This is a genomic window from Actinomycetospora sp., from assembly GCF_036497585.1.
Classification (GTDB): domain Bacteria; phylum Actinomycetota; class Actinomycetes; order Mycobacteriales; family Pseudonocardiaceae; genus Actinomycetospora.
Genome location: NZ_DASXJD010000075.1, coordinates 1 through 12375 on the forward strand (window position 1 = coordinate 1; position 12375 = coordinate 12375).

Below are 12375 nucleotides of genomic sequence, written 5' to 3' on the forward strand. Positions count from 1 at the left end.
CCGTGACCACGCCGGGAGCGCGCGAGGCGCGCCCACCGCCGCCCGAGACAGCGCCGCAGGGCGGGTCGAGTGCCCTCCCCGCCCTGCGGCGTGACAGACCTCCCCGCGGGCCGGGAGCCCCGAACCCCGGCCCGCGGCGGAACCCAGCTCCGCGGACCTCGCCGCCGGTCAGACCGGCAGCCGCGCCAGCACCGCCGTGACCACCGCGACCGCGCCGTCCTTGTCCAGCGGGTCGTTCCCGTTGCCGCACTTCGGTGACTGCACGCAGGACGGACACCCCGACGGGCACTCGCACCCCGCGATCGCGTCCCGCGTCGCCGCGAGCCAGGTCCGCATCGCCTCGTGCCCGCGGTCGGCGAACCCCGCGCCGCCGGGGTGCCCGTCGTGGACGAAGACCGTCGGGCGGTCGGTGTCGGGGTGCAGCGCCGTCGAGACCCCGCCGATGTCCCAGCGGTCGCAGGTGGCGACGAGCGGCATCAGCCCGATCGCGGCGTGCTCCGCCGCGTGCAGCGAGCCCGGCACCCGCGCCGGCACGATCCCGGCGCCGTCGAGCAGCGTCTCCGAGAGCGTGTACCAGACCGCCCGGGTGGCGAGGGTCCGCGCCGGCAGGTCGAGCGGCACCTGCTCGACCACCTGGCCCGACGGCATCCGCCGCAGGTAGCCCACGACCTGCTCGGTCACCTCGACCGTGCCCAGGCAGACCTGAAGCTCCGGGCCGTCCACGGTCGCCGCGCCGAAGGACTCGCAGTGCTCGGTGCGGACCACCTCGATGTCGGTGACCGACCGGGACTGCGTCGTCCACTCCGGCTCCTCGGCGTGGACGTGGGCCAGCCCCTCGTCGAGGTCGAGCGAGTCGACGACGTAGCTCTCGCCCTGGTGCAGGTGCACCGCCCCCTCGTGGACGGTCGACGGGGCCGCCCCCGGATCGACGGTCCCGAGCATGCGCCCGGTGCCCGACTCCACGATCACCACCTGGTCGCCGCCCGACCCGCGGATGTCCACCCCCCCGTGCGGGCGCTTGGTGGGCAGCGCCCAGAACCACCCGCCGCGCCGCCGACGCACCAGCCCCTCGGCGAGGAGCTCGTCCAGCGCGCCGCGGGCCGGCTCACCGCCGAACACGTCGTCGACGTCGGCGGCGGTCAGCGGCATCTCCGCCGCGGCGCACGCCAGGTGCGGCGCGAGCACGTAGGGATTGGTCGGGTCGAGCACGGTGCGCTCCAGCGGCGCGCCGAGCACGGCCTGCGGGTGATGGACGAGGTAGGTGTCCAGCGGGTCGTCCCGGGCGACCAGCAGCACCAGCGCGTCGTCCCCGGAGCGCCCGGCCCGGCCGGCCTGCTGCCAGAACGAGGCCCGCGTGCCGGGGAAGCCCGCGACCACCACCGCGTCGAGCCCGGCCACGTCGATCCCGAGTTCCAGCGCGTTCGTGGTCGCGACCCCGCGCAGCGCGCCGCTCATCAGCGCCGCCTCGAGCTGGCGGCGCTCCTCCGGGAGGAACCCGGCCCGGTAGGCCGCCACCCGGCGGGCGAGCTCCGGGTCGACCTCCGCGAGCACCCGCCGCGCTCCCAGCGCCGTCAGCTCCGCGCCCCGCCGGGAGCGCACGAACGCCAGCGACCGGGCGCCCTCCACCACGAGGTCGGCCAGGATCCGCGACGTCTCCGCGCCCGCCGAGCGCCGCACCGGGGCGCCGTTCTCCCCGGTGATCGCCTCGAGCAGCGGCGGCTCCCACAGCCCGACCGCGCGGCGCCCCCGCGGGGACGCGTCCTCGGTGACCTCCGCGACCTCGAGCCCGGTCAGCACCGACGTCGACACCCCCGGCTCCGACATCGTCGCCGACGCCAGCACGAACGTCGGGTGGGCGCCGTAGCGCGCGCAGATCCGTCGCAGGCGGCGCAGCAGCAGTGCCACGTGGGAGCCGAACACCCCGCGATAGGCGTGCGCCTCGTCGACGACGACGTAGCGCAGCCGCCGCAGGAACGTCGTCCAGCGGCCGTGCCGGGGCAGGATGCCGCGGTGGAGCATGTCCGGGTTGGTGAAGACCCAGCGTGCCGTGCGCCGGACCGCGTCGCGCTCGGCGATCGGGGTGTCGCCGTCATAGGACGAGGCGCGCAGCCCGGCCGGCTCGCCGGGGTCGAGGGCGCGGGCCGCCCGCAGCTGGTCCGCGCCGAGCGCCTTGGTGGGGGAGAGGTAGAGCGCGGTGGCGTTCGGGTCCGCGGAGAGCGCGGCGACGACGGGCAGCTGGTAGGCCAGCGACTTGCCCGACGCGGTCCCGGTGGACACGACGACGTGGCGCCCGGCCCAGGCGTGCTCCGCGGCCGCCGCCTGGTGCTCCCACGGGCCGGGGACCCCGCGGTCGTCGAGACGGGCACGCAGCTCGTCGGGCACCCAGCCCGGCCACGGCACCCGTCGTCCGGACCGGGCGGGCACCACCTCGGCGTGGGTGAGCGGGTCCTCGCCCTGCGGCGTGCCGGCCAGCACGCGGCGCAGCAGCTCGGTGCCGTGCCCGGGCTCGTCAGGCACCCGCGACGCCCGGGCGATCGCCCCGACGCCACCGGACCCGGCGTCGGCCGGCCCACCCGCCTCCCCTGCCACCGCCGCCTCCTCCCGAGCCCCGTCCGAGATTCGCACACCCGACCGACACCGACCGACACCGAGCCGCGGCCGGCGTCTCCCACGCGAAAGACGCACACGTCACAGCCCGGTCGGGAACCGGGCGGTCACGTGGTCGAGGCCACCCCCATACACTGCGTCCCCTGTCACCGCGCGCGGCTTGCGCGCAGTGACGATCACTGCGCGCCGGAGACGCCGCCAGAAGGCCTCCCGACGCCGTCGATCCGTTCCAACCGGGAGGCTGGATGCAAGCGTCCGTCCTCGCTCAAGGGGTCCAGTTCTCCTCGAGCGAATACGTCGTCGTGAGCGTGGTGGCGGTGATCGCCCTCATCGCCCTCGCCATCGGCGTCTTCCTGCGTCAGCAGGTGCTCCGCGCCGACGAGGGCACGCAGAACATGCGCGACATCGGCCGGGCGGTCCAGGAGGGCGCGAGCGCGTTCCTCCAGCGACAGTTCCGCACCCTCGCGCCGTTCATCGTCCTCGTGTTCCTCGTGCTGCTCGCGCTGCCCGCCGACAACTGGGGCGAGCGCATCGCGCGCTCGATCGCCTTCGTCTTCGGCGCGCTGTTCTCGATGAGCATCGGCGGCCTGGGCATGAACCTGGCCACGAAGGCGAACATCCGCGTCGCCGCGGCGTCGAACCGACCCGGTGGCCGCGACGAGGGCGCCCGGATCGCGTTCCGCACCGGCGGCGTCGTCGGCATGGCGACCGTCGGCCTGGGCCTGCTGGGCGCTTCGATCGTCGTCCTCATCTTCGTCGAGAACGCCCCGAAGGTCCTCGAGGGCTTCGGGCTGGGCGCCGCCCTGCTCGCCATGTTCATGCGTGTCGGCGGCGGCATCTTCACCAAGGCCGCCGACGTCGGCGCCGACCTCGTCGGCAAGGTCGAGCAGGGCATCCCCGAGGACGACCCGCGCAACGCCGCCACCATCGCCGACAACGTCGGCGACAACGTCGGTGACTGCGCCGGCATGGCCGCCGACCTGTTCGAGTCCTACGCGGTGATGCTCGTCGCCGCGCTGATCCTGGGCTCGGTCGCGTTCGGCACGCTCGGCCTGACCTACCCGCTGATCGTCCCGGCGATCGGCGTGCTGACCGCCATCGTCGGTGTGTTCATCACGAGGACCCGCGAGGGCGAGAACGCGCTCAAGGCGATCAACCGCAGCTTCTACATCTCGGCCGGGATCTCGCTGGTGCTGACGATCGTCGCGGCCTTCGTCTACCTGCCCACCAGCTTCACCCAGCTGCCGGGCGTCAACCAGGGCGCCGTCGGCGATCTCGTCGCGGCGGGCAACCCGGCGCTCATCGCCGCCATCGCGGTGGCGATCGGCATCGTGCTGGCGATCATCATCCTGACGCTGACCGGCTACTACACCGGCACCGAGGACAAGCCGGTCAAGGACGTCGGCATGTCGTCGCTCACCGGCGCCGCCACCGTCATCCTCGCCGGCATCTCGGTCGGGTTCGAGTCGGCCGTCTACACCGCAGTCGTCATCGCAGCCGCCGTCTACGGTGCGTTCCTGCTGTCCGGCTCGGTCATCGTCGCGCTGTTCGCGGTGGCCATGGCCGGCACCGGCCTGCTGACCACGGTCGGCGTCATCGTCGCCATGGACACCTTCGGCCCGGTGTCCGACAACGCACAGGGCATCGCCGAGATGTCCGGCGACGTCGAGGGTGCGGGCGCGGAGATTCTCACCGAGCTCGACGCGGTCGGGAACACGACGAAGGCCATCACCAAGGGCATCGCGATCGCCACGGCCGTCCTCGCCGCCACGGCGCTGTTCGGCTAGTACAACGACGCGATCCGGCAGGCCTACGGGTTGGTCGGCAGCCAGCTGACCAACGACATCTACAACATCACCAGCCCCAACACCCTGGTCGGTGTGGTGATCGGTGCGGCGGTCGTGTTCATGTTCTCCGGCCTCGCGATCAACGCGGTGTCGCGGGCGGCCGGCGCGGTCGTCTACGAGGTCCGCCGCCAGTTCAACTCGATCCCCGGGATCATGGAGTACAAGGCGGGCGGTCCGGCGGCCGGACGTCCGGAGTACGGCCGCGTCGTCGACCTCTGTACCCGTGACGCGCTCCGGGAACTGGCGACGCCGGGTCTGCTCGCGATCCTCGCGCCGATCGCCGTCGGCTTCGGCCTCGGCGTCGGCTCGCTCGCCGGCTACCTCGGCGGCGCGATCGCCACGGGCACGCTCATGGCGGTGTTCCTCGCGAACTCCGGCGGTGCCTGGGACAACGCGAAGAAGCTGGTCGAGGACGGCAACCACGGTGGCAAGGGGTCGGACGCCCACGAGGCGACGATCATCGGTGACACCGTGGGTGACCCGTTCAAGGACACCGCGGGCCCGTCGATCAACCCGCTGATCAAGGTCATGAACCTGGTCTCGGTGCTGATCGCCCCGGCCGTGGTCGCGCTGTCCATCGGCCCGAGTGCCAACCCGGCCATCCGCATCCCGATCGCGGTGGTCGCGTTCCTCGGCATCGCGGTGGCGGTCTACGTGTCCAAGCGGCGCTCGACCGCGATCGCGGACTCGAACACCGACGCCCCGACGCCGGCGTCCGTCTGAGTCCTCCGCTCGACCCGAAGGGCACTCCCGGTCCGTCCGGGGGTGCCCTTCGTGGCGTCCGGGTGCGCGCCTCGCCCGGCCTCACCCGCGAGTTCGAACGCATGTTCTACAGTGCGGCCGCGTGGGGCAGATGTCGTTCTACTCGGCGGACGCCCTGCCGCGCGCGGTCACCGATCTCGAGGGCGTGCTCTGCGCCGGCGGGGGGCTGACGCTGTTCGGGCGCGGGACGGCGGCCCGGCTCGCGATCGTGCTCGGCGCGCCGCCGTCGGTCCCCGAGGTCCCCGACGACGACGAAGCGGTGCCGGTTCCCGACGACGAGGCGGCGCCACCTTCCGAGCCGGCCCGTGATCAACGGGACCTCGTGGTCGTCGACGAATCTTCCCGGGAACCAGGCCGTCCCGATGGTCGTGGCGAGTGGGAGGAGGGCGTCGACGAGATCCCCGACGACGAGCTCCCCGTCCGCGACGACGGCGCCCCGGCGCCCGACGACGAGGCTCCCGAGCCCCCCGACCCCGTTTCCGAGCCGGAGCACCCCGCCGCGCCCACCCCCGCCGTCATCGCCCCCGACCCCGTCGTGGAATGGCGCGCCCACGCCCTGTGTTGCGCCTTCCGCGGGCGGGGCGTCCCCGCCGACGTGGAACGACTCCCTGACGGGCGGCCGATCGTGCGCAGCGCGTACCGCGCCGACCTGGTGCCGCTCGCCGCGGCGTGGCGCCGCCCGGACGGCACGCTCGAGGTCCCGACGGATCTCGAGCTCGACGGCCCCCGGTTACGGCTGTGGGTCCTGGCGGCAGGACGGCAGCGTGGGCGTGCTTACACTCTCGGTCTCGACCCGCACGCACGGGCCACCCACGAGCCACTGCTCACGGCGTGTCAGCGTGTGGGCCTCGGTGCCACCCTGGCCGGGGACGAGGACGAGCCCGTGGTCGCGATCGTCGGCGGGCGCCGACAGCGTCGTCTGGCCGAGCTCGTCGGAGGCCGCCCACAGACCATCGTGGACGGTGTGTGGCCGGGGTGACGGACATCGAACGATGCAGCAGCACGCCTGTGACCAGCATCGATCGGGTCGGCGGTCGAGGGTGGAGACGGGAACGACGGCGGTGGACGACACGTTCTCCATGGCAGGGACGTCGCCGTGAGGCACACTGGCGGCGAGCGGGGCACCCGACGACGGGCCTCCGCGAATTGACGAGACGAGGCATGACTGGTGGCAGCGGGAGAGGCAGCGGCCGGTTCCACGGGGTCGAGGACGACACGGAGCGCAACCACGACGACGCGCGGAGGCACCGCGACCGTCGACGAGACGTCGGAGCAGACCGCCCCGACGCAGCGCGCCCGGACGTCCGGATCCCGCAAGGGGAACGGCGCGAAGAGCTCCGGTGGCGGCCGGAAGAACGGCAACGGGACCGCGACCCCGGCCGGTGACGGGCACCGCCGGCTGGTGATCGTCGAGTCGCCCGCCAAGGCCCGCAAGATCGCCGACTACCTGGGCTCCTCCTACATCGTGGAGTCGAGCCGCGGGCACATCCGTGACCTCCCGCGCGGCGCCGCCGACGTGCCCGCCAAGTACAAGGGCGAGAGCTGGGCGCGCCTCGGCGTCGATGTCGACAACTCCTTCGAGCCGCTCTACATCGTCACGCCGGACAAGAAGTCGACGGTCACCGAGCTCAAGGACGCCCTCAAGGAGGTCGACGAGCTCTACCTCGCGACGGACGGCGACCGCGAGGGCGAGGCCATCGCCTGGCACCTGCTCGAGACGCTGAAGCCCAAGGTGCCGGTCCGGCGCATGGTGTTCCACGAGATCACCGAGTCCGCCATCCAGGCGGCCGCCGCGAACCCGCGCGACCTCGACCACGACCTCGTCGACGCGCAGGAGACCCGCCACATCCTCGACCGGCTCTACGGCTACGAGGTCAGCCCCGTGCTGTGGAAGAAGGTCATGCCGAAGCTCTCGGCGGGCCGCGTCCAGTCGGTGGCCACCCGCGTGATCGTCGAGCGCGAGCGCGAGCGGATGGCGTTCGTGACGGCGTCCTACTGGGGCATCGACGCGATCCTGCGCACCGCGAAGCAGCAGGGCGAGGGCAACACGCCGACCTTCAAGGCGGCCCTGACGGCCGTCGACGGGGCCCGCGTGGCCACCGGGCGCGACTTCGACTCCCGGGGGCAGCTGAAGTCCGACGAGGTCCGCCGGCTGGACGAGGCCGACGCCCGCCGCCTGGCGGAGGGCCTGGCGTCCAGCGAGTACACGGTCTCCTCCGTCGAGGAGAAGCCGTACACCCGCAAGCCCTACGCGCCGTTCATGACCTCGACCCTCCAGCAGGAGGGCGGCCGCAAGCTCCGGTTCTCGGCCGAGCGGACGATGCGCACCGCGCAGCGCCTCTACGAGAACGGCTACATCACCTACATGCGCACGGACTCCACGACGCTGTCGGAGACCGCGATCAACGCCGCGCGCACCCAGGCCCGCGACCTCTACGGGGACGAGAACGTCGCCGAGTCGCCGCGGCAGTACACCCGCAAGGTGAAGAACGCCCAGGAGGCCCACGAGGCCATCCGTCCCGCGGGCGACAGCTTCCGGACGCCGGGACAGGTCGCGAGCGAGCTCGCCGGCGACGAGTTCCGGCTCTACGAGTTGATCTGGCAGCGCACGATCGCCAGCCAGATGCGCGACGCCCGCGGCACGACGATGACCGTGCGCATCACCGGCACGGCCGCCACCGGTGAGGAGTGCACCTTCTCCGCCTCCGGCCGGACCATCACGTTCCCCGGGTTCCTGCGGGCCTACGTCGAGACCGTCGACGACCAGTCGGGCGGCGAGGCCGACGACGCCGAGAGCCGCCTCCCCCGCCTGGCCGAGGGCGACGCGCTCTCCGCCGACGAGCTGGACCCCTCGGGCCACCAGACCAGCCCGCCCGCCCGCTACACCGAGGCGAGCCTGGTCAAGACGCTCGAGGAGCGCGGGATCGGCCGCCCCTCGACGTACGCGTCGATCATCAACACCATCCAGGAGCGCGGGTACGTCTGGAAGAAGGGCACCGCGCTCGTGCCCAGCTGGATCGCGTTCGCGGTCGTCGGGCTCCTGGAGAAGCACTTCGAGCGGCTCGTCGACTACGACTTCACCGCCACTCTCGAGGACGAGCTCGACGCCATCGCGGCCGGCAACGCCCAACGCCAGACGTGGCTCTCGCACTTCTACTTCGGCGGGGACGACACCGCGACCAACGGCAACGCCTCCGGCGTCGAGGGCGCGATGACCCAGGCCGGCGGGCTGAAGAAGCTGGTCGGGGACAACCTCGAGGGCATCGACGCCCGCGAGGTCAACTCGCTGCGGATGTTCGCCGACGAGCATGGTCGCGACGTCGTCGTCCGCGTCGGCCGCTACGGGCCCTACCTCGAGCGGATGATCACCGAGGACGGCGAGGAGCGCAGCCAGCGGGCGAACCTCCCCGACGACGTCCCGCCCGACGAGCTCGACCTCGCGCTCGCCGAGCAGCTCTTCGCCACCCCGCAGGAGGGCCGCTCGCTGGGCACCGACCCGGAGTCGGGCCACGAGATCCTCGCCAAGGAGGGTCGCTTCGGGCCCTACGTCACCGAGGTGCTGCCGGAGGGGGCGAAGGAGAAGCCCCGCACCGGCTCGCTGTTCAAGTCGATGACGCTCGCCGAGATGACCCTGGACGACGCGCTCAAGCTGCTCTCGCTGCCGCGGGTCGTCGGCACCGACCCGGAGTCGGGCGTGGAGATCACCGCGCAGAACGGCCGGTACGGGCCGTACATCAAGAAGGACAAGGACTCCCGCTCGCTCGACAGCGAGGACAAGCTCTTCACGGTCACCCTCGAGGAGGCCCAGAAGATCTTCGCGCAGCCGAAGCAGCGCGGGCGGGCCGCCGCGAAGCCGCCGCTGAAGGAGCTCGGGAAGGACCCGGTCTCGGGCGAGCAGATGGTGGTCAAGGACGGCCGCTTCGGGCCCTACGTCACCGACGGCACGGGCTACAACGCCTCGCTGCGCAAGGGTGACGACGTCGAGACCCTGACCGACGAGCGCGCCGCCGAGCTGCTCGCCGAGAAGCGGGCGAAGGGCCCGGCGCCGAAGAAGGCGACCGCCCGGTCGTCGTCGAAGTCGCCCGCGTCCAAGTCGACGGCGTCCAAGTCCACCGCCTCGAAGTCGACCGCCTCGAAGTCGACGACGGCCAAGAAGGCGCCGGCCAAGAAGACGACGACCCGGACGTCGCCGACGACCTGACATGACGTGGCGGCCGCTAATGGCCGTCGTGCCCAACGCGATAGCCCGGACGATCGACTCCTGCGAGGCCGGCACGTCCGGCGGTACGCGCGCCGCCGAGGCGGCCGTGCTCGGCCAGCCGGTCCGGCTGACCGCGCAGCCGGGCGTCGACCTCGACCGCTACGGCCGCGAGCTGCTCTACGTGTCCTACGCGGGCGGAGACTTCGCCGAGATGATGGTCCGCGCCGACCACACCGCGCTCTACACCAAGGGCCACAACGACGCCTCGTCCGCCGTGCAGGCCCGGCTGCGGGCGCTGGACACGAACGGCCGGACCTGCGGCGCGCCGAGCACGGGCGGCACCACGACGACGCGCCGCCCGGCGGCCGCCGTCGGGACCCCGAAGCCGGCGCCGCGCCCCCGTCTCGCGGTCGCCGCCCCGGCCGCGCCGCCGGGGGCGAGCTACCCCAACTGCGCCGCGGCCCGGGCGGCCGGCGTCGCGCCGCTGCACCGCGGCGAGCCCGGCTACAGCGGCAAGCTGGACCGCGACGGCGACGGGGTCGCCTGCGAGTAGGTCCTCACTCCGAGGTGTAGGAGTAGCCGCCCGGCAGGTCGACGGTCTTCTTCTTCGTCCTGCTGTTCCAGGTGAACGGGCCGAGCTTGACGCTGTAGGACACCGTCTTCCCCTACTCCGAGCGCGAGACGTTGCGCCAGACCGGGAGCGGTCCCAGACGACGGTGCTTGCGGTAGTTGACGCCCACGGACGCTCCCTGCCCGTTCTCCTCGGGGCTCACGCCCGTCGCGCTGGCCGAGACCGCCCGATCGTGTGATGGTGGAGGGGTGGACGCATCAGGTCCGCGGCACTCCGACCCCCTCGCGGGAGCAGACGGGACCGCACCGCCCCCACCCGACACCGACCCGGCGTCGAGCCCACCCCGCCCCACCGACCTGCGGCTACCTCCCGTGACCGACGCCGAGGGCATCGCCGAGTGGATGGACGCCGACCGCGGGCGCAGCCTGCAGCCCTGGGCGCCGGAGCCGCGCGACGTGCCCCCGCCCCGCCCCGTGCCGGTCCAGCGACAGCGCCGCACGCTGCCGCCCGAGACCGTCGAGGTCCCATCGCAGGTGCGCGGCGGGCCGCCGGCCGACGAGCCGTCGTGGCGGCGCGAGCGTCGGGAGGAGGCGGAGTTCCGCGCGGAGTTCGGGGAGTGGCGCGCCGGCGCGGCGGGCCCGTCGTCTCGCGGCGGCCTCGGCGGGGTGCGCCTCGGGGCGCCGCTGCTCGTCCTCATCGCGGTCCTCGTCGCGATCGCGGCGCTTGCACTCCACCTCTGATCCGGCTGTCGGTGCCCTGGGGCATCATCGGGACCGTGAGCGTGTGGTCGCAGGTGGTCGGGCAGCCCGAGGCGGTCGCCGAGCTGCGCGTCGCCGTGGAGCACGCCGCCCGGGTCCGGTTCTCCACCGACGAGCCCGGTGACGACGCCGGGCGCGGCGGCGCCATGACCCACGCGTGGCTCTTCACCGGCCCGCCGGGGTCGGGCCGGTCCGTGGCCGCGCGCGCCTTCGCCGCGGCGCTGCAGTGCCCGCGCGGAGGCTGCGACGCGTGCCAGGTCTGCCGCACGGTGCTGGCCGGTACCCACGCCGACGTCCACGAGGTGGCCACCGAGGGGCTCTCGCTGGGTGTCAAGGAGATGCGCGCGGTCATCGAGCGGGCCGCCCGGATGCCGACCACGGCCCGCTGGCAGGTCGTGCTGATCGAGGATGCCGACCGGATGACCGAGCAGGCCTCCAACGCCGTGCTCAAGGCCGTCGAGGAGCCCAACGAGCGCACGGTGTTCCTGCTCTGCGCGCCGAGCGAACATCCCGACGACGTCAGCGTCACCATCCGTTCCCGCTGCCGCCCCCTGCGCCTGCGCACGCCGGTCACGTCGGCGATCGCGGAGGTGCTCGTCGAGCGGGACGGCATCGACGCCGGGACGGCCAGCTGGGCGGCCAGCGTCTGCGGCGGGCACATCGGGCGGGCCCGGCGGCTGGCGCGGGACGACGACGCCCGGAACCGCCGCGAGGCCGTGCTCGCCGTCCCCCGCTCGCTGCGCAGCGCGGCCGAGGTGTTCGTCGCCGCGGACGGCCTCGTCGGCGCCGCCGACGCGGAGGTCACGGCGCTCACCGGGGAACGGGACGAGGCCGAGCGCGAGGAGCTGGCCGTCTCGATGGGGGCGGGCGGCTCCGGGAAGGGCGTCGCCCAGGCCCAGCGCGCCGCCAAGGCCGCCGAGAAGGACCTCGTCGCCAAGCAGAAGCAGCGCGCCACCCGCACCCGCCGGGACGCGCTGGATCGCGCCCTCGTCGACCTCGCCGGCTACTACCGCGACGTCCTCGTGCGCGGGTTCGGCGCGGAGGTCACCGCGACCCACCCGGACCGCGCCCGCGAGGTCGAGTCGGCGGCCCGCGACGCCTCACCCGAGGCCGCGCTCCGGCGGCTGGAGGCGATCCTCGCGTGCCGCGAGGCCCTCGAGGCGAACGTGAAGCCGCAGATCGCGGTCGAGGCGATGGTGACGGCTCTCCGCGAGGGTTGAGCGGTCTGCACGAATCCGGCCCCCTGCGGGGTCCGTGGCGGCTAGCCTGCTCGGGGTGAGCTCGCCCGTCCCGCCGCCGGGGCTCTACACGCAGCCGCCGGTGGGCGTCCCGCCCGCCCTCGCCGACCGGCCGGTCGAGGCCGCGGACCCCGCCGTGCTCGCCAACGGTCAGGTGATCCCACGCCAGGTCGTCGCGGCGCCCGCCGGTGGTGGAGCGTTCACCGTCGACCTCGACCGCGCACCCCAGGTGATCCGGGACCTGCAGAACGCCCGGCAGGAACTCGTGACGCTCAAGCAGGACGTCCTGCGGCTCGGCCGCGTCGACCCGTCCTCGGGCGATCAGGTCAGCAAGGACGCGGCAGCCGTGCTCGGTGCTGTCGCGGTGGGGGGATCAGGGTCGTTGCTCGAG

General features: G+C 73.6%; 7 protein-coding genes and 1 pseudogene. 7 read left to right on the forward strand and 1 reads right to left on the reverse strand.

What is annotated here, in order from left to right; all coding sequences use genetic code 11:
• Positions 1-168: 168 nt before the first annotated feature.
• Positions 169-2517, reverse strand: a complete 2349-nt coding sequence (locus VGH76_RS06865) for a DEAD/DEAH box helicase (protein ID WP_331555884.1) — start codon at positions 2515-2517, stop codon at positions 169-171.
• Positions 2518-2852: 335 nt separating this feature from the next.
• Between VGH76_RS06865 and VGH76_RS06870 the strand changes: the two are divergent.
• The 7 genes and pseudogenes from VGH76_RS06870 to VGH76_RS06900 form a co-directional block, all read left to right on the forward strand.
• A pseudogene (locus VGH76_RS06870) lies at positions 2853-5177 on the forward strand (sodium-translocating pyrophosphatase).
• Between the two features lie 121 nt (positions 5178-5298).
• On the forward strand, positions 5299-6195 hold the full coding sequence (locus VGH76_RS06875) for a hypothetical protein (protein WP_331555879.1): 897 nt from the start codon (positions 5299-5301) through the stop codon (positions 6193-6195).
• 420 nt (positions 6196-6615) lie between these two features.
• Positions 6616-9417, forward strand: coding sequence for a type I DNA topoisomerase (topA, locus tag VGH76_RS06880; protein WP_331555885.1), 2802 nt, complete (start codon positions 6616-6618; stop codon positions 9415-9417).
• Between the two features lie 19 nt (positions 9418-9436).
• Positions 9437-9970, forward strand: coding sequence for an excalibur calcium-binding domain-containing protein (locus VGH76_RS06885; RefSeq protein ID WP_331555880.1), 534 nt, complete (start codon positions 9437-9439; stop codon positions 9968-9970).
• A 389-nt stretch (positions 9971-10359) separates the two neighbouring features.
• Entirely contained in the window at positions 10360-10728 is a 369-nt protein-coding gene (locus tag VGH76_RS06890; protein ID WP_331555881.1) for a hypothetical protein, read from the forward strand.
• A gap of 35 nt (positions 10729-10763) precedes the next feature.
• Entirely contained in the window at positions 10764-11966 is a 1203-nt protein-coding gene (locus tag VGH76_RS06895) for a DNA polymerase III subunit delta' (RefSeq protein ID WP_331555882.1), read from the forward strand.
• 55 nt (positions 11967-12021) lie between these two features.
• A partial coding sequence (locus VGH76_RS06900; protein WP_331555883.1) for a hypothetical protein occupies positions 12022-12375 on the forward strand: 354 nt, incomplete at its 3' end.